The sequence below is a fragment of the Streptococcus sp. zg-86 genome (assembly GCF_017639855.1).
Lineage (GTDB): Bacteria > Bacillota > Bacilli > Lactobacillales > Streptococcaceae > Streptococcus > Streptococcus zhangguiae.
Genome location: NZ_CP072115.1, coordinates 1,095,290 through 1,114,371 on the forward strand (window position 1 = coordinate 1,095,290; position 19,082 = coordinate 1,114,371).

18 protein-coding genes are annotated in these 19,082 nt (G+C 40.7%); 8 read left to right on the top strand and 10 right to left on the bottom strand.

Annotated features, from left to right (window positions below):
* Positions 1-699 precede the first annotated feature (699 nt).
* The 6 genes from J5M87_RS05315 to J5M87_RS05340 are packed head-to-tail and all read right to left on the bottom strand — an operon-like array spanning position 700 to position 7,570.
* Positions 700-2,460, bottom strand: a complete 1,761-nt coding sequence (locus tag J5M87_RS05315; RefSeq protein WP_230082350.1) for an ABC transporter ATP-binding protein — start codon at positions 2,458-2,460, stop codon at positions 700-702.
* Positions 2,450-4,180 (bottom strand): ABC transporter ATP-binding protein, encoded by a 1,731-nt coding sequence (locus J5M87_RS05320; protein WP_154608078.1) that lies wholly within the window; start codon positions 4,178-4,180, stop codon positions 2,450-2,452. The genes J5M87_RS05315 and J5M87_RS05320 overlap by 11 nt, the downstream gene beginning before the upstream one ends.
* A gap of 1 nt (position 4,181) precedes the next feature.
* A complete protein-coding gene (gene pta, locus J5M87_RS05325; protein WP_154607968.1) occupies positions 4,182-5,177 on the bottom strand; it encodes a phosphate acetyltransferase in 996 nt (331 codons plus the stop codon).
* Between the two features lie 23 nt (positions 5,178-5,200).
* Positions 5,201-6,097, bottom strand: a complete 897-nt coding sequence (locus J5M87_RS05330) for an RluA family pseudouridine synthase (protein ID WP_154607969.1) — start codon at positions 6,095-6,097, stop codon at positions 5,201-5,203.
* On the bottom strand, positions 6,097-6,915 hold the full coding sequence (locus J5M87_RS05335; protein ID WP_154607970.1) for an NAD kinase: 819 nt from the start codon (positions 6,913-6,915) through the stop codon (positions 6,097-6,099). The genes J5M87_RS05330 and J5M87_RS05335 overlap by 1 nt, the downstream gene beginning before the upstream one ends.
* Entirely contained in the window at positions 6,899-7,570 is a 672-nt protein-coding gene (locus J5M87_RS05340; protein ID WP_154607971.1) for a GTP pyrophosphokinase, read from the bottom strand. The genes J5M87_RS05335 and J5M87_RS05340 overlap by 17 nt, the downstream gene beginning before the upstream one ends.
* 82 nt (positions 7,571-7,652) lie before the next feature.
* Between J5M87_RS05340 and J5M87_RS05345 the strand changes: the two genes are divergently transcribed.
* The 7 genes from J5M87_RS05345 to J5M87_RS05375 all read left to right on the top strand — a co-directional run bounded on the left by J5M87_RS05345 (position 7,653) and on the right by J5M87_RS05375 (position 12,801).
* Complete coding sequence (locus J5M87_RS05345) at positions 7,653-8,231, top strand: CYTH domain-containing protein (RefSeq protein ID WP_154607972.1); 579 nt, start codon at positions 7,653-7,655, stop codon at positions 8,229-8,231.
* A 449-nt stretch (positions 8,232-8,680) separates the two neighbouring features.
* Complete coding sequence (locus J5M87_RS05350) at positions 8,681-9,658, top strand: ribose-phosphate diphosphokinase (protein WP_154607973.1); 978 nt, start codon at positions 8,681-8,683, stop codon at positions 9,656-9,658.
* A gap of 9 nt (positions 9,659-9,667) precedes the next feature.
* Positions 9,668-10,789 (top strand): cysteine desulfurase family protein, encoded by a 1,122-nt coding sequence (locus J5M87_RS05355; protein WP_154607974.1) that lies wholly within the window; start codon positions 9,668-9,670, stop codon positions 10,787-10,789.
* On the top strand, positions 10,789-11,142 hold the full coding sequence (locus J5M87_RS05360; RefSeq protein ID WP_154607975.1) for a DUF1831 domain-containing protein: 354 nt from the start codon (positions 10,789-10,791) through the stop codon (positions 11,140-11,142). The genes J5M87_RS05355 and J5M87_RS05360 overlap by 1 nt, the downstream gene beginning before the upstream one ends.
* The gene (locus tag J5M87_RS05365) at positions 11,139-11,354 is read left to right on the top strand and encodes a DUF4649 family protein (protein WP_154607976.1); all 216 of its coding nucleotides are present in this window, start codon (positions 11,139-11,141) and stop codon (positions 11,352-11,354) included. Before J5M87_RS05360 ends, J5M87_RS05365 begins: the two co-directional genes overlap by 4 nt.
* Positions 11,355-11,464: 110 nt before the next feature.
* Positions 11,465-12,103, top strand: coding sequence for a redox-sensing transcriptional repressor Rex (locus tag J5M87_RS05370; protein ID WP_160463189.1), 639 nt, complete (start codon positions 11,465-11,467; stop codon positions 12,101-12,103).
* Positions 12,104-12,108: 5 nt separating this feature from the next.
* On the top strand, positions 12,109-12,801 hold the full coding sequence (locus tag J5M87_RS05375; RefSeq protein ID WP_154607977.1) for a gamma-glutamyl-gamma-aminobutyrate hydrolase family protein: 693 nt from the start codon (positions 12,109-12,111) through the stop codon (positions 12,799-12,801).
* On the opposite strand, the gene radC is transcribed toward J5M87_RS05375, so the two are convergent.
* The 3 genes from radC to gyrA all read right to left on the bottom strand — a co-directional run bounded on the left by radC (position 12,798) and on the right by gyrA (position 16,747).
* Positions 12,798-13,478, bottom strand: coding sequence for a RadC family protein (gene radC, locus J5M87_RS05380; protein ID WP_154607978.1), 681 nt, complete (start codon positions 13,476-13,478; stop codon positions 12,798-12,800). The two genes, J5M87_RS05375 and radC, sit on opposite strands and share 4 nt — an antisense overlap.
* A 76-nt stretch (positions 13,479-13,554) precedes the next feature.
* Positions 13,555-14,295 carry a class A sortase gene (locus J5M87_RS05385; protein WP_154607979.1) on the bottom strand — a complete coding sequence of 247 codons (741 nt, stop codon included), beginning with the start codon at positions 14,293-14,295 and terminating at the stop codon, positions 13,555-13,557.
* 4 nt (positions 14,296-14,299) lie between these two features.
* Positions 14,300-16,747: a DNA gyrase subunit A gene (gyrA, locus tag J5M87_RS05390; RefSeq protein ID WP_154607980.1), complete on the bottom strand. Its 2,448-nt coding sequence runs from the start codon at positions 16,745-16,747 to the stop codon at positions 14,300-14,302.
* A 192-nt stretch (positions 16,748-16,939) separates the two neighbouring features.
* On the opposite strand from gyrA, the gene J5M87_RS05395 reads away from it, so the two are divergent.
* The gene (locus tag J5M87_RS05395; RefSeq protein ID WP_154607981.1) at positions 16,940-17,923 is read left to right on the top strand and encodes an L-lactate dehydrogenase; all 984 of its coding nucleotides are present in this window, start codon (positions 16,940-16,942) and stop codon (positions 17,921-17,923) included.
* Between the two features lie 204 nt (positions 17,924-18,127).
* On the opposite strand, the gene J5M87_RS05400 is transcribed toward J5M87_RS05395, so the two are convergent.
* Entirely contained in the window at positions 18,128-19,081 is a 954-nt protein-coding gene (locus J5M87_RS05400) for an ABC transporter permease (RefSeq protein ID WP_154607982.1), read from the bottom strand.
* Between the last annotated feature and the right edge of the window lies 1 nt (position 19,082).

Genomic DNA, 19,082 nt, shown 5'->3' on the forward strand with positions numbered 1-19,082 from the left:
ACAATTCAGAAAAATATTACATATGATATTTCATTTTCTGTAGTTTTAAGGTTAGAAAATTTGCGAGCGTAGCGAGCACAATACCGCCACCTCCGCCGTGCTAAAAGTGGGAGTGAGACAGAAGTTGTGATTTCGTTGAAATCGATTATCCTCGCTCCTTTGTTTCTGGGCTCGGGCTAAAATAATCCACTGGATTATTTTACTACGAAGGAAGTCGCTGATGTCCGAAAGCACATGAGGATGGTGGCAATAAAAAGACTTTTTCTTCAAGCTGAGACTTGACATAAAGTCTACGTTTTTTTAATGAAGAATGCAAAACTTAAAACAATGTCTAGGTTTTTTCAACGAAACATGCGAGACTTGCAGCATAGTCTGGCTTTTTTTCATAGAAAATGAAAAACTTGAAACATTGTCTAAGTTTTTTCCAATGAAGAATACAAGACTTGAAGCAATGTCTAGGTTTTTTAGTGAAGAATGCAAGACTAGCACTAGAGGAAGCCAAATTGGCAGATTGCTCCTTTTTCGTCTACTACAGCTAAGAGAGAAATACAAAACTAGAGAAGGATAATTTAAGATAACTATCTTGTTAATTTTCACATACTTTACTCTCATCGATTGGAAAATAAAAAAAAGGAAGCGAGAGGCAATCGTGATTTCATAGAAATCAACTGCCTCACTCCTTTATTCATCTTACTAGAGTTATCCATGAGCCGCTTCAAGACTTCTCTCAATTTCACTCTCTTGACTCATTTGCATATGATAGTAAAATCCTTTGGCCTGCATGAGCTGCTTGTGATTTCCTTGCTCTACGATTTTTCCAGCTACCATAACGAGAATCAGGTCAGCCGACTGAATGGTCGATAGGCGATGGGCAATGATAAAACTCGTTCTACCCTGCATCAAGCGTTCAAAGGCCTGTTGCACGAGAATTTCTGTCCGCGTATCGATAGAGGATGTCGCTTCATCTAAAATCAAAATTTTAGGCAAACTGACAAAAACACGAGCAATGGATAACAATTGTCGCTGTCCTTGTGAAAGGGAAGCTCCACCGTCAGTTAATTCCGTATCATAACCTTGAGGTAGTTGGCGGATAAAGAAATCGGCATTCGCAGCCTTAGCTGCTGCTACTACTTCATCACGTGTCACCTCGGGATAACCATAGGCAATATTTTCATGAATCGTTGCTGACTTAATCCACGTTTCCTGTAACACCATGCCAATCTGCCGTCTGAATTCTTCACGGCTATAGTGTGAAATAGGTACCTGATCTAGTAAAATCTGTCCCTTATTCACCTCATAAAAGCGCATCAAGAGATTGATGACAGTTGACTTTCCTGCACCAGTAGGCCCCACGATCGCAACTCTAGCACCAGCAGGAACAGTTATATTTAATCCTTCAATCAAAGGCTGGTCAGGCTGATAGGAAAAATCGACCTCTTTAAATTGAATCTGACCAGCTACCGCTTCTTCTAGGAGTGGGGGCTTCTTTTCATCCTGTAGAGATTCTTGATTGACAATCTCAAAGAGTCGCTCCGCACAGACCAAGGCACTCTGCAATTCGGATAAGACAGAAGAAATATCATTAAAGGGCTTCGTATACTGACTAGCATAACTCAAAAAGGTTGTTAGCTCTCCTACCGTAAAATTTCCTGTCATAATTCGAAGCGCGCCCAGTCCAGCCAATAAAGCATAGATAAGAGCATTGATAAAACGCGTTGTGGGATTACTGGTTGCAGAAGCAAAAATCGCTGCTTGCGAATAACGGGCATAAGCCTGATTGGAATGCCCAAACCGTGTCACAAACTGCTCTTGGGCATTGAAGGATTGAATCAAGGACAACTGACGAATGCTTTCTTCCAACAATTTGGTCTGCTGGCCACGAGACTCTGTTTGTTTCTGGTAATAGCCATAGCTTTTTTGGGCAATAAAGCGAGCAACAAATAGAGACAACGGAGTCAGCACAACTACCAGAATCATCATGGTTTGATCTAGCCTTGCCATACTAAAAATCGTCATGAAAATCGTCATCATTCCAAGCAAAAATTGACTGAAAATCATGGTCAAACCATTGGTTAATTGCTCACTATCAGTCGAAATACGGGCAACCATATCTCCAATACTCTGCCGATCAAGATAAGCTAAAGGCAGGGAATGCATTTTTTCATACACCTCTTGACGCAATTCATTTATCAAACGAAAAATCAATTGATTAATGAAAAGTGGCAGACAGAATTGAACAAGCGTATTGGTTAGAATCACAAAAATCATGCTAAACAGCAAATCTCTAAAGAGAGCTGAATGCCCCTTGATGAAAACAGCATCAACAGCTTGACCGATTAAAACAGGTAGGTAGACCGATAAGATTACTTGAACGAGACTACCAAGTACAATCAACGAAAGATGAAGAGGTTGCCGCAACATACGAGACACAAGTTGTCTCAAACTAGTATTAGAGCTCATGAGATACCTCCTGACCATGTTGAGACTGGTCGATTTCTTGATAGATGGCACAAGTTACCAATAAGTCCTCATGACTGCCTAAACCAACTTGTTTTCCCTGATCTAAGACCAAAATCTGATCTGCCTGTGCTAGGCTATTTGTCCGCTGAGAAATCATAATCAGCAATCTGTCCGGTAAATGACTGATGGCATCCAATAATCTTCTTTCTGTCAAATAGTCCAAGGCTGATGTTGCATCATCTAATACCAAAATAGGAGCTTGTTGAAGAAGAGCCCGCGCAATGGTCAGACGCTGGCGTTGGCCTCCGGAAAAGTTCCGTCCAAATGCTTCAACACTCGCTTCTAAACCACCCTTTTCAAGTACAAAATCCTTGGCCTGCGCCATTTCTAAGACCTGCCATAGGTCATCCTCAGAGGCAGACTGCTTGCCCAGCAAGAGATTCGAACGAATGGTCCCACTAAAGAGTTGGGCTTGTTGTCCTACCAAAGCAAACTGCTCGCGCCATTCTTTCAAGTTGACTGGCGAGTGCCCATCTGGTTTAAAGAGAGAGAGATGATGGGGCTCAACTGGGTAGAGGTGCAACAACAGATCAACCAAAGTAGACTTCCCCGAACCCGTTCCCCCTATTATTCCCAAAAATTCTCCTTTTTTCGCACGAAAAGAAAGGGCTGTCAAGGCATTTTCTGCTGCTTTCGGATAGGCAAAGGATACATCTTGCGCAACAAGAATCCAATCTGTTGAAATACTCGAATAAGAAAAAGGCTGTTCAATATCTTCTGATTCTTGTTCAACTATCTCATTTATGCGACTAGCGCTAATAAAACTCTGATTTAGCGTTGAAATGACCATGACCATTTTGACCAATTCCACCAAAATTTGTGATAAATAATTGATTAAGGCAACTAATTTTCCTTGATTTAACAATCCCTGACCAACGATCAATCTTCCTTGAACAATCAAAACAATCAAGGTTCCATTGACGATAAAAAAAGTCGCTGGTGAAAGAAAAGACGACCAAAAACCGGCTGTCAGCTGTTCTCGAGTATAGATCTGGTTTAACTGCTGAAAAACTGTGATTTCGCGTAAGGCTTGTCCAAAAGCACGAATCACTCGTATTCCTGTAAGCGTCTCACGAACTTGTCCAACTAAACGGTCTAAACTGCTGCGCATCAAGGCGTAAAACTTGCTTGCCATAACCGAAACAAGCGATACGATTAAGAACAAGAGAGCAATCATCATCAGAAAATAGACTGACAAGCCCGGACTGATAGAAAAAGCCATGATTAAGGAACCAAACACGATAATTGGGGCTCTTAGAAAAAGACGTAAAAAGATATTGATTCCTGTTTGAATCTGTAAGGTATCACTTGATAATCGTGTGAGCAAACTATCACTTGATAGCAAATCACGACTCGCTTTAGGTAAAGAAAGAACCTTCTTGTACAAATCCTCTGTCAATTCCTTGGTGTAGCCTACTGCTGCTTTAGCTGAATAGTATTGGGCAATAACAGCCACAATCACACCGATAACTGCTAAAAGGACCAATAACAAAATCATAGCAACCAACTGACTGTGATTGCTATGAGGAATAACTGTATCAATAATAAAAGCAATGATAAGAGGAACTGCTAACTCAAAGCAGGCTTCTAAGAGCTTAAACAAGGGAGCTAAAATTGCTTCCTTCACATAGCCTCTTACATACTTCAGGAATGGCTGCATCTTACTTTTCATTTTCCAATGCTTGGGCAGCTGTAATAATCGCCAATTTATAAATATCATCCGCACTTGATCCACGTGACAAATCATTTACTGGCATATTCAAACCTTGCAAGATTGGACCAATTGCATCAAACATTCCCAAGCGTTGTGCAATTTTATAACCAATATTTCCTGCTTGTAAGTCTGGGAACACAAAGACATTTGCTTGACCTGCTACATCACTATCTGGAGCTTTAATCGCCGCTGTAGCTGGTACAAAGGCTGCATCAAATTGCAATTCTCCATCCAAGGCCAAATCTGGTGCTAATTCTTTCGCAATCCGCGTTGCTTCAACCACCTTGTCTACTTGTGGAGCTTTAGCGCTTCCTTTAGTAGAGAAACTCAACATAGCAACCTTAGGATCAATATCAAAAATAGCTGCTGTTTCTGCTGTATTGACAGCAATTTCTGCTAATTCCTGAGCAGTTGGGTCAATATTGATTGCACAATCAGCAAAGACATAACGCTCACTTGTATTTTCACGGTTCATCAAGAAGACACCTGATGTACGAGAAATACCTGGTTTTGTTTTGATAATTTGAAGAGCTGGACGTACTGTATCAGCAGTTGAGTGAATCGCACCGGATACCATTCCATCTGCCAAGCCCATTTTCACCAACATGACACCGAAGTAATTGACATCCCGTAACAATTTATCTGCATCTTCGAGTGTAGCCTTGCCCTTACGAATTTCTACAAATGCTTCTTTCATCGCTTCGAAATCTGCGTATTCCTCAGGACTGATAACCGTACATTGTGGATCTGCAAAGCCCAATTCAGCAAGTAGAGTGCTCACCTCTTCAGGATTTCCAAGGATAATTGGCTCTATCAAGCCTTCAAATTTCAACCGTGCAGCTGCACGCACCACGCGCTCATCATTTCCTTCTGGAAACACAATTTTAACTTGTTTCCCAACAATTTTTTCACGCAAACCACCAAATAACGAACGAATTCCCATTTTTACTAACCTTTTTAGTCTTTCTATTTTTTATTTTGCAAGTTCATGATAACGCTTTTAAAGTCATTTGTCAAATCGCTTTCACAAATTAACTCTTTTTCTGAAAATGGATTAAAAAATCCAATGCGATGACAATGCAAAGCCTGCCGTTCAATCCCATATTCCATACTTCCCCCATACAAATCATCCCCTAATAAGGGAAAACCGATATGAGAAAAGTGAACACGAATCTGGTGCGTCCTCCCTGTATGCAATCGAATATCAACCAAGTGGACATTGCCCCATGACTCAACAATTTCATAGGAAGTATGGGCGTATTTTCCAGTTGGAGTCACACAACGTGTAATAATACTATCTTCTGGACGACCAATAGGGGCAATAATATCACCTGTTTGTTCTAACAAGCCAAGCCCAGACACCAGAGCGAAATAGCGTTTCTGAATCAATTTTTGTTGCAATTGCTTATCAAGTCTCGCATGTGCATAGCCGTGTTTAGCAAAGAGCATGAGGCCAGATGTATCTCGATCAAGGCGCGTGACAATATGTACCTGTTTATTTTCATAGCCCTGTTCCAAATAATAGCCTTTAACAAAATTGGCAATGGTCGAGGAATGAAGGACACTTGGAATGGAAGCAAAACCAGCCGGTTTATTGATAACCATAAAATGCTCATCTTCATAGACAATATCTAAGGGATGAGAAATTGGCTCCAATTTCCCTGTTATATCTTCTTCACTGGGAATATCAATGGTCAAGCAATCACCAATATCAAGCAAGTAGGTCGCATTCTGCGGTTGACCATTAACGAGAATAGCTCCGCCCTCATACTTGACCTTAGCTAGCAGTCCTTTTGACACATCATGCTTTTTCAAAAATGTCTTAATTTTCACATGTTGATCCACAATGAATTCAAAGCGCATTACTCTACCTCACCGATAAAGGCATCTTTGACACGATTCCAAAAACTAGTGTGGCTTGGAGTAGCTAGAAAATGAATCTTACTATTGTCAATCTGGTATTCAATCCGATCAATATTATCATAAACAAAGGTCCGATTATCAATCGATACTGAATAGCGATCATCATGTTTTGGCTCGATCATAATCCTGTCCTTTTTAGGAACAACAATAGAAGAACCCAGAGTACGATAAACACGATTATTTAGGCTAGCCACTTCTGCAATCTGTAAAGCTTCAATAGTCGGGTGCAAAACCGCTCCCCCCAAGGACTTATTATAGGCTGTTGAACCAGTGGGGGTTGACACCGAAATGCCATCACCACGAAAACGCTCAAATGGTACTTTATTGATAAAAATATCTGCAACCATGGTCTTGGATAAGCGTTTAATCGTCGCTTCATTCAAGGCTCGCATAACAATGTCCCGGCCATTCATCAGCTTAATTCGCACATTTAAAATCGGATAGGAAACACGAGCTCCTGTGTCTAATTTTAAATTATCAATCAGTTTATCAACTTCAAAATCGCGATAATCCGTATAAAAACCAAGGTGCCCTGTATGAATGCCGACAAAGCGAACACGGTCCATCATTGCCTCATACTTATGAAAAGCAGATAAGAGCATCCCATCTCCCCCAATTGAAATAACAATATCTGGATTTTTAGGTGTTAAGATAAATTGGGCCTCTTTTAATTTGGTCCACAACTCATTCATCACAGCTTGGCTTTTCGGATTTTTACTGCTGAGCAGGGCGATTTTTTTTCTATCTGTATTCTTCATCTGTATCGTCGCTATTTCCAACTCCGTCATTCAACTTGCGGTGGGCCGGATCAAATAAAGCCTGAGCTTCTTGAATGTCATCGCGGATTTTGCGCATCTCCTCATCTAATTGATAAGCAATCTTAGCTGTAATTTCCAAGCGTTGCCTAATTTCTTCTGGAAAATTCCCCTTATACTTATAATTCAAGGAATGTTCAATCGTTGCCCAAAAATTCATGGACAAGGTGCGAATTTGAATCTCAGCTAGTACCGTTTCATTTCCATTTATCGTATCAACTGGATACTCAATCACCACGTGGTAGGAACGGTAGCCTGATGATTTCATATGGTTGATATAATCCCGTTCATAGACCACTCGCATATCTTTTCGCTTCCGTAGGATGTCAAGCACTTCTTCTACGTCATCAACAAATTGCACCATGATTCGCAATCCTGCGATGTCTTGCATGTCTTGTGCTAAATTTTCGAGCTGAATATGGCGTAGAGCCATCTTTTCCTTGATGGATTCAATCGGCTTCACACGTCCTGTCACAAATTCAATCGGTGAATGCTTATTTGCTTTTCTGTATTGCTTACGAACACCGCGCAATTTAATTTTTAATTCCCCAACCGCCTGAATATAGGGGTCTAGGAAGGCTTCCCAATTCATCTCCATAACTGCTCCTTTCTTGTCAAATACTGGTTTTTGTAATAGAATAACACAAGAACTATTATACCATACGAAAAGGTTTTATCCTATGAAAAAAAATCATTTAGAAATTGAGTACAAAACGCTCCTGACGGCAGCCGAATTTCAACAATTACAGGCAGAATTTACAGATGTTGCTCCTGTTCTGCAAACCAACTATTATATTGATACGCCAGATTTTAGCCTACGTCAACACCGCTATTCCCTACGAATTCGCACCCTAGAAGACCTGGCAGAATTGACTCTTAAAATTCCGCAGGACATCGGCAATCAGGAATACAATCAAGCCCTAAGCCTTGAACACGCTCATCAATTAATCCAGAAGGTGCAATTACCTGAGGGAGATATTTTGAACCTCATCACACAAACTGGAATTGGTCTTGAAAGATTGATTGTTTGGGGACATTTGACCACAAAACGCTATGAAAAAGCGACTCCCATTGGGCTTATAGCTCTTGATGAAAATAGCTATGCTAATCAGACAGATTATGAATTAGAAGTCGAGGTAGACGATGCCACTCAAGGGAAAATTGCTTTTGAGGACTACCTGAAACAACGACAAATTGCCTTTAAATATGCTAAAAGCAAGGTTGCCCGTACAGCTGCCTGTCTGATGAACAAGCCTTGATTTCATAATCCTAACGAAATCAAAAGAAATCTATCAGAATGTAGACAAACCTCACAATTCAGAAAAACAGTACAATGATATTTCATTTTCTGTAGTTTTAAGGTTAGAAAATTTGCGAGCGTAGCGAGCACAATACCGCCACCTCCGCCGTGCTAAAAGTGGGAGTGAGACAGAAGTCGTGATTTCGCTAAAATCGATTATCCTCGCTACTTTGTTTCTGGGCTCGGGCTAAAATAATCCACTGGATTATCCTCGCTCCTTTGTTTCTGGGCTCGGGCTAAAATAATCCACTGGATTATTTTACTCCGAAGGAAGTCGCTGATGTCCGAAAGCACATGAAGATGATGGCAATAAAAAGACTTTTTCTTCAAGCTGATCTATTTCTTTACTGAAAATTTTTAGATTTTCTGATAGAATAGAACTATCGAATAAAAGGAGTACTTCTGATCATGGTTCAACCGTATGGTGATAAACAAATTAAACTATTTTCTTTGAATTCCAACCGTGCAATTGCTGAAAAAATTGCCGAAGCCTCTGGGATTCCACTTGGAAAAATGACAACGCGACAATTCTCAGACGGAGAAATTCAAGTCAACATTGAAGAAAGTGTCCGTGGGGTGGATGTTTATATCATCCAATCAACCAGCTATCCTGTTAATAATCATCTCTGGGAATTATTGATTATGGTTGATGCATGCAAGCGTGCAAGCGCCCATTCTGTCACAGTTGTCATGCCTTATTTTGGCTATGCTCGTCAGGATCGTACAGCTGCTCCTCGTGAACCAATTACAGCAAAACTTGTTGCGAATATGCTGGTCAAAGCAGGTGTGGATCGTGTCTTGTCACTTGATTTACACGCTGTTCAGGTGCAAGGGTTCTTTGATATTCCAGTCGATAATCTCTTTACGGTCCCACTATTTGCAGAGCATTACATGGAAAAAGGCTTGTGTGGTGAAGACGTTGTGATTGTCAGTCCTAAAAATTCTGGCATCAAACGTGCCCGTAGTTTAGCTGAGTACCTTAATTCTCCAATTGCCATTATCGATTATGCTCAAGACGATGCCGATCGATCAGAAGGATACATCATTGGAGATGTAGCTGGAAAAACAGCTATCTTGATTGATGATATTTTAAACACTGGCCGCACCTTCTCAGAAGCAGCTCGAATTGTACAAGAAGGTGGGGCAACCGAAATTTATGCGGTTGCAAGTCATGGCTTGTTTGCTGGAACTGCGGCAGAGCTTTTGGATCAAGCGCCAATTAAGGAAGTGCTCGTCACAGACTCTGTTGCCAGCAAAGAACAATTACCTAAAGCTATTGCATTTATCACCGCTAGTGAGTTGATTGCAGACGCCATTATCCGCATTCACGAACGCCGTCCAGTCAGTCCTCTCTTTAACTTTACACATCCAAATAATGAACACTAGGAGATTTCCTTGATTTATTTAGACAATGCAGCGACAACTTCTCTGTCGAAAGCTGCCCTTCAAACTTTCATGGATATTTCAACAGAATACTATGGGAACTCCTCTAGTATTCATTGGGCAGGACGAAAAGCAAACGCTATTCTCCGCCAAGCTCGAGCAGATATTGCTCACATCCTAGATACCAAACCTGAACAGATCATTTTTACCTCAGGGGGGTCAGAGGCCGATACTCTCGCTATCCAAGGTTATGCTCTGGCAAATCAGCATAAGGGAAAACACCTCATCACAACTGCTATCGAACACCATGCTGTTCTTCACACAATGGAGTATTTACGTGAGCGATTCGGCTTTGAAGTGACCTATATTCAACCGATCAATCAAAGGATTTCCGCCCAGCAGATTCAGGAAGCCTTGCGTCCAGATACCATTCTAGTTAGTGCCATGTATGCCAACAATGAGACTGGGCTGCTGCTACCTATCAAAGAAATCGGTGAAATACTTTCCAAACATCAGGCTGTTTTTCATGTAGATGCTGTCCAAGCAATCGGAAAAGTCGCAATTTCACCGGAACAACTGGGAATCGATTTTCTCTCTGCTGCTGCCCATAAGTTTCATGGACCAAAAGGAGTAGGCTTCCTTTACAGCCGCATCCCTCGATTTGACTCTCTGATTCACGGAGGACGCCAAGAGCAACAACACCGGGCAGGAACAGAAAATCTAGCAGGAATTGCAGCTATGGCGACAGCTTTGAAAGAACAAACAGCTCAGCTAGAAGAACATTTCAATAGCGTTTCGACCTTAAAAGACTATCTATTAAAAAATCTGAAAGCTCTTCAGCATTACCTCAATGAAGTAGGTCCAACACTTCCCTACGTTGTCAATATTGGTTTTCCCAATCAGCTCAATGAGCAAGTGCTCATGCGTCTAGATCTTGCAGGAATTGCTGTTTCTAGTGGTTCTGCCTGTACTGCTGGTGTAATTCAAAATAGCCATGTCTTAGAGGCTCTATACGGAAAAGATTCCCACCGCCTAAAAGAATCCATTCGGATTAGCTTTTCACATGAAAATACCAAAGAGGAACTAGATTTCCTCATCAATCAACTACATAAAATCATCGGAGGCATTTGTTAATGGCTTTTACAACATCTGTAACCCTAAAAAATTGTGACTATACCTACTCGATTCACCCAGCTATCAAAAAATTCACCTTACGTGACAATACATTTGAACAAACCCAAGTTGGTAATTATCAATTAACACGTATGCTAGAAGAAATTCCCAACTCTAATCAAGGTTTTCTCTTAAAAATTATCATCAACAAAGATTTAACAGCTTTTAAAATCAATATCACAGATAAATCTGGCTTACGCTTGGTGGATATTTTTAAAGCAGGTGGCAATGCAGTTATCCAAGAAAAATTTTACTTCCTCATGGATAGCTTAGTTGACCGAGATATTTTCACAAAAGAAAGTACAAAAGCATGATTGAGCTACGTTATCAAGATTCTTATCAGCAAATCCGCTCACAAACTTTTGGCAATTTTGATGCCCTACTCCTTGCTTTTTCTGGTTGTGTGACCATTCCTGATAACCTAAACGTGCTCTCGCTCACTCAAGACGGTAATGACTTGGGTTATCAAGGATTGGTAGGCGATTTATATCGCTATCTCAAATCAATTGATCCAAAGAATCACTAAAAAAACAAGAAGCAATTCTTGTTTTTTCTGTATTTTTAGGTGTAATCTGTTGCTTTTTTCACAAACCTTTACTAAAATAGAATTAGTTATCGAAAGGAGCAAAAAAGATTGTGAAAAACGAAAAAAATACACCAATCCCCCGTGCTACTGCCAAACGTTTATCAATCTATTATCGCGTATTTAAACGATTTCATGCTGGAAATATTGAAAAAGCGAGTTCAAAGGAAATTGCAGAAGCTATTGGAATTGATTCTGCCACTGTCCGTCGTGACTTTTCTTACTTTGGTGAATTAGGTCGCCGAGGATTTGGTTACGATGTCAAAAAATTGATGGATTTCTTCGCTGATATCTTAAATGATAATTCCATCACGAATGTCATGCTGGTTGGGGTTGGCAATATGGGTCTGGCTCTCCTTCATTATCGTTTCCATGAACGGAATAAAATGAAAATTATCATGGCCTTTGAGGCAGATAATCACCCAGCCGTCGGTACTATTGATGAAAACGTCCCTATCTATGGAATTTCAGAAATCGAAGAAAGAATGAAGGAGGCAAATGCCCAAACCGCTATCTTAACAGTACCTAGCACCAAGGCCCAAGAAGTTGCCAATATCCTTGTTCAAGCTGGAGTCAAGGGAATCTTGAGTTTCTCACCTGTCAACTTATCTGTACCCAAAGATGTCGTCGTACAATATGTTGATTTAACGAGCGAGTTGCAAACACTGCTTTATTTCATGAGAAAGGGCTAGTTTTTATGACAAAACCAATTATCGGTATTTCTGGTAATGAATTTCTCAATGCAACCGATGATACCGAGCCACTCCTATCCTACGCAGCAACTAGTTTTGTCAGGGCAATTGAAACTGCTGGGGGAATTCCTCTTATCTTACCAATTGTTTCTCCTGATTTAGTACAAAGTTATATCCGTATGATTGATAAACTCATTCTGACAGGCGGACAAAATGTTTTACCACATTATTACGGACAAGAAAAGACGATTGAAAGTGAGAACTATCATCCCAATCGTGATCGCTTTGAGATGGCACTCATCGAGGAAGCTATTAAGCAACAAAAACCCATTTTAGGTATCTGTCGAGGAATGCAACTTTTTAATGTTGCTATGGGTGGTAGCCTACATCAAGAAATACCGAATCATTGGCAAACGAGTGCTGCAAATAGTCCGTCACACCCAATACATCTCCAACCGGACACGCCACTTTCGACGATTTACGGAGAAAAACCAATGGTTAATTCCTTCCATAGACAGGCTATAGACCAATTGGCAACTCCTTTACAGGTCATCGGTCAGTCAGAAGACCAGATAATAGAAGCTGTCATCATGACGGAACAAACACCGTTTTTGGGTGTTCAATGGCATCCTGAAATGCTCTACGAGAACCAAGTAGCATCTCAATCCCTTTTTAACTATTTTGTCCAAAACTTCTAATCAAGCTGGTGTTCTTCTCGTAAACTATAGTAGTTCGATTTTCCAACAATTAAATGATCTAAAAGAATAAGTCCTAGTATCTCACAGGACTTTTTTAGTTTCTCTGTGAAGGCTAAATCGTTTTGACTTGGTTGAACAAAGCCGGAAGGATGATTATGAACAATAATCAGTGACGTAGCCATGCTTTTGACTGCGTAGTGCAAGATTTCTCTAGGCTCTGCAATACTACGATTCACACTACCGATAAAAATGGTCCGCTGACTAATAATTTTATTTTGTGTATCCAAATAAATGGCTACAAGGTGCTCCTGCTTGTTAGATCCAATTTCTTGCATCATTCTTCTAGCAAGGAGCTCACTACCTACAATTTGTGTTTCAGCAAGCAAGGCAGACTGGTTAATTCGGCTGCCTAATTCAATCATCGCTTTGATTTCAATTGCTTTAACCTGTCCAATACCTGCCAATTCTTGTAACTCAGTAATGGATAACTCTCGTAACATGGCCAGGCTGGTTACTTTTGAGAGTAGATGATTGGAAAGAACTGAAACTGGTTGATTCCGAGTCCCTGTACGAAGTAAAATAGCCAATAATTCTTGATTACTGAGGCGCTCTGCACCTACCTCTAATAAACGTTCCCTCGGCAATAACTTCTCTTCTTGAAATGATACCTTATACATCTTTCATCCTCCTTTTTTCTCTCTACCAGTATTATTCGTAAAAAAATAAAAGGAAGGGAAATAGTATCCCAACCTTTTATAATTGTAGCTGATTATATTGTTTTTCAAAATGTTTTAATACATCTTTTGGTGTCTCATTGTAAGGAATGCTACTCTCTAGTCTTCCTTTGACGATTGTCCTCATTGTGGCTTCAAAATCTTCACATGTCACAAGCGTAATCTCTGTTTGACCTTCTACATCATCAATCACATAGACACTTTCAGGAGTCACAGATTGAACACTTGTCACTACATAGGTATAGACATTTTGTTTATCCGTCAGATAAATTTTCATTCCTTCCTTTGCTTTTTCAAGTGGTGAAAAAAGTGTTTCACTAGCTCCAGTAATCCCAAAAATATGATGACTCGCAAGCGAATAGTTTCCTTGTCCCATTTCTTGCGTTTCTTTCATCGTTCCCGCTCCATACATTAAAGCGACATTTGATAATCCTTTGAAAATTGGCAAATTCACGTTTAAATCTGGAATGGCAATTCCACCAATAACTGGAAGTTGTTGGGATTCCCATTGGGCTTTTAAAACTGACTCCGTCGAGATTGATTCAACCTGATCAAAATCAAATGTTGTCTCAGCCTGCTTATTCTTTTCAATACTTTCTTCCGTTACGTTTGCCACTTGGTATCGATTACTGTTCCATGCAATCACCATATTGCGAATGGAGGTATTAAAAATCAATGCAATAGCAATAAGAAGGAGAAGGACGGCTAAGATATTTCGCCAATTACCGCTTTTCTTCCTATTTTTGGTTCGTTTACTCATACTCTTATCTTTCCTCTGAATCTTTAGCATCTGCAGCTTCCACTAAGGCAAATGTGACAATACTTGCCTCATCATCCAATCGCATGACTTTTACACCCATGGTTGAACGGCCAGTCTGTGAGATATTGGCAACATTAGTCCGAATGATAACCCCTGTATCTGTAATCACCATGATGTCTTCATCGCCTGAAATGGTTGTTAGGCCTGCTAGATAGCCATTTTTTTCTGCAACCTTAACGGTTTTAATCCCTTTACCGCCTCGCCCTTTCGTTGGATACTCTGTGGCAGGCGTGCGTTTTCCGAAACCGTTTTCCGTCAACACAAGAACTTCTTGGTCATCAGAGACAACTGCTGCTCCGACTAAACAATCCCCTTCACGCAGTCTCATTCCCCGCACACCGGTCGCTATACGACTCATATTGCGGACATCTGTTTCTGTGAAACGGACGGCATAACCGAATTTGGATCCCATGATAACATCTGTTTGACCATCTGTCAAGAAAACATTAATCAATTCATCATCTTCTTTTAGATTCAGAGCCTTCAAGCCGTTTTGACGGATATTGTCAAATTCAGCAACGCTGGTTCGTTTGACAATTCCTTGACGAGTAGTAAAGAAGAGATAATGTCCTTCTTCTTGCTCCTTGGTAACATTGATAATGGTCTGAATCGACTCATTTTCTTCTAACTTCAAGAGATTCACAACTGGCAAGCCCTTAGCTGTACGGCCGTATTCAGGAATTTCATAGCCTTTTAGACGATAGACACGCCCCTTGTTGGTAAAAAAGAGGAGACGGTCATGGGTGCTGGTTGAAACCAATTCGCGGACGAAGTCATCGTCTTTGACCCCTGTTCCCTGAACACCACGTCCTCCACGTTTTTGAGCGTGGAATTCATCCTGTGCAAGCCGTTTAATATACCCTTGATTGGATAGGGTAATTAGCACATCTGTTTCCTCAATTAAATCTTCATCTTCAAGGGATAGGACTTCACCTACCATTAACTCTGTCCGGCGAGGGTCTGCATATTTGCGTTTGATTTCTTCTAGTTCGTCTTTGATAATCTGTACAACTCGCTCTGGTTTGGCTAAAATATCTGCTAAATCTGCAATCAAGGCAATCAAATCATCGTATTCTGATTGGATCTTATCGCGTTCCAAGCCTGTCAAACGGCGAAGGCGCATATCAAGAATAGCTTGGCTCTGACGCTCTGATAGTTCAAAGCGTGCCATCAATTCTGCCTGTGCTTCTGCATCTGTTTCGCTATTACGAATCACCTTGATTACTTCATCAATATGATCTAAGGCAATCAACAATCCTTCTAAGATATGGGCACGCGCTTCTGCCTTTTCTTTATCAAACTGGGTACGGCGAGTAACAACTTCTTTTTGGTGTTCAACATAGGCTTCCAAAATTTGACGAACAGAAAGAATTTTCGGTACTCCATTTTGAATGGCCAACATATTGAAACTAAAATTAGTCTGAAGTTGGGTCAATTTGAAAAGATTATTCAAGATGACATTGGCTGATGCATCTCGTCTGACCTCGATTACAAAACGAACTCCTTCGCGATTGGACTCATCACGAACAGCTGTAATTCCATCTATTCGTTTTTCTTGAACCAGACGGACAATATGTTCATGAACCTTGGTCTTATTGACCATATAAGGAAATTCTGTCACAACGATGCGCTCACGACCATTGCCATACTCTTCAATTTCTGTCCTGGAACGAAGAACAATTGATCCTTTTCCGGTCTCATAAGCACGGTGAATACCTGATTTCCCCATGACCAAAGCACCCGTTGGAAAATCTGGTCCAGGCAAGACTTCCATAATTTCTCTCGTCGTTGCTTCTGGGTTGTCAATAATCAGATTTACTGCTTCGATTGTCTCACCCAAATTATGAGGAGGGATATTCGTCGCCATCCCAACGGCAATACCTGTCGTACCATTAACCAATAGGTTCGGAAAACGTGCTGGTAGGACCTCTGGCTCACGCTCACTAGCATCATAGTTATCCGCAAAGTTTACAGTATTCTTGTTAATATCGCGCAACATCTCCAAGGCAATTTTGTTCATACGTGCCTCGGTATACCGCTGTGCGGCTGCTCCATCACCATCCATCGAACCGAAGTTTCCATGCCCATCTACGAGCATATAGCGATAGCTCCACCACTGGGCCATCCGTACCATGGCTTCATAAATCGCACTATCTCCATGTGGATGGTATTTACCCATGACATCCCCGGTAATACGAGCCGATTTCTTGTGTGGTTTATCTGGTGTAATACCCAACTCGTTCATTCCGTACAAGATTCGACGATGAACAGGCTTTAGACCATCACGCACATCCGGAAGAGCCCGAGCTACGATAACACTCATTGCATAGTCAATGAAACTGGTCTTCATTTCGCTGGTCAGATTTACATCTACTAAATTTTTATCATGCATTAAATCTGTCTCTTTTCTCTTGAAAGTATCTACTATATTATAACATATTGTGAAGAAATTTTCTTGTCAAGACCTTGTAATGTAAACATTTTCAAAGTGCCTTTCACAAGTGACAAAGGACACAAAAAGTGCTAGAATGATAGATGGTCGGGACACATGTCCCCAAATAAAACTAAGGAGATGTTTAGAAGAATGACTGCAACTAAACAACATAAAAAAGTAATCTTGGTCGGTGACGGTGCTGTAGGTTCTGCTTACGCGTATGCACTTGTCAACCAAGGAATTGGTCAAGAATTAGGTATTGTCGATATTAACAAAGACCGCACGCAAGGTGATGCAGAAGATTTGAGCCATGCTCTTGCCTTTACTTCACCCAAAAAAATCTACTCAGCTGAATATTCTGATGCACATGATGCTGATCTTGTTGTTCTTACAGCAGGTTTGCCACAAAAACCAGGTGAAACTCGTCTTCAATTGATTGAGAAAAACCTTCGTATCAACCAACAAATCGTAAATGAAATTGTAGCATCTGGCTTCAATGGTATCTTCCTTGTCGCTGCTAACCCAGTTGACATTCTCACTTACTCAACATGGAAATTTTCCGGTTTTCCAAAAGAGCGCGTAATCGGTTCTGGTACTTCTCTTGACTCTGCACGATTCCGTCAAGCTCTTGCTGAAAAAATCGGTATCGATGCCCGTTCTGTCCATGCGTATATCATGGGGGAACATGGTGACTCTGAATTTGCTGTCTGGTCACATGCTAACGTTGCAGGTGTTAAATTGTACGACTGGTTGCAAGATAATCGTGATATTGATGAGCAAGGATTGGTAGACTTATTTATCTCTGTTCGTGATGCAGCTTACTCTATCATCAACAAAAAAGGTGCAACTTACTACGGTATTGGTGCAGCACTTGCTCGTATTACCAAAGCAATCTTTGATGATGAAAATGCGGTACTTCCTCTTTCTGTTTACCAAGCAGGTCAATATGAAGGTGTTGAAGATGTCTTTATTGGACAACCAGCTATTATTGGGGCACATGGTATCGTTCGTCCAGTAAATCTCCCATTAAATGAAGCTGAATTGCAAAAGATGCAAGCATCTGCTAAACAACTAAAAGAAATCATGGACGATGCATTTGCAAATCCAGAAATCGCAGCTTCTATCAAAAATTAGTCTGAAAACAGTGCATAAACGCTAAACCAGCTGTGTCATAACGACACAGCTGGTTTTTTCATACTCGTCAAAAAGCAAAATATGAAGTTGTTAATAGTTCTACCGGCGACTTCCTTGCCTAGCAAGATTTTGCTTTTTATAGAGTATCAGTTCTCGGAAAAATAGAATAAGGAGTTGAGCAAAATACTCAACTCCTTTAGCTTGTTATTTCGATTTAATGTAGTTCACACCATCGGCTTTTGGCGCGACTGCTTTTCCAAAGAAGGCTGCAAGTGCCACTACTGTAATGAAATATGGTGCAATTTGCAGATAAACATTTGGTACGTGTGATAAACCAGGAAGTTGTCCACCGATAACAGATAAACTCTGTGACAAGCCAAAGAATAGGCTGGCTAGCATAGCACCAATTGGGTTCCATTTACCAAAGATAACTGCTGCTAGGGCAATAAAACCTGAACCTACAATTGTGGTTGCTGAAAAGTTAATATTAACGGTTTGGGCGCTGACAGCTCCTCCAACTCCTCCAAGGAAACCTGCGATAAGAACACCAGCATAACGCATAGCATATACATTAATTCCCAAGGTATCTGCTGCCTGAGGATGTTCACCTACTGAACGTAGGCGCAATCCGAATTTCGTCTTATAAAGGACGAACCAAGATACAAAGGCCATAGCAATGGCTACATATCCCATTAGACTGGTATTTTTAAAGAATAGATCACCAATCACTGGAATTTTTTCCAGCACAGGGAAGGAAAACTTTCCGAAAGATTCTGGAATACTGTCTGTCTGCCCTTTATTATAAAGCACTTTAACCAAAAAGACTGAAAAGGCTGGTGCTAAGAGGTTTAAAACTGTACCTGATACGACGTGGTCTGCTCGAAAATTGATAGTTGCTACTGCGTGAATAATGGAGAAAAGTAGCCCTGCAATCCCACCAACTAAGACAGCTAAAAGTGGGGTTGCTTTACCAAAGCTGCTGGCAAATTCCAAATTGAAAACAACACCAGCAAAGGCACCAATCACCATGATTCCTTCAAGTCCCACATTGACGACACCTGCACGTTCTGAGAATACTCCACCCAAACTAGTGAAAATCAATGGAGCTGAGTAAATCAGCATCTGCGAAATTAAAAGCGTTACTATTGTCAAATTCATA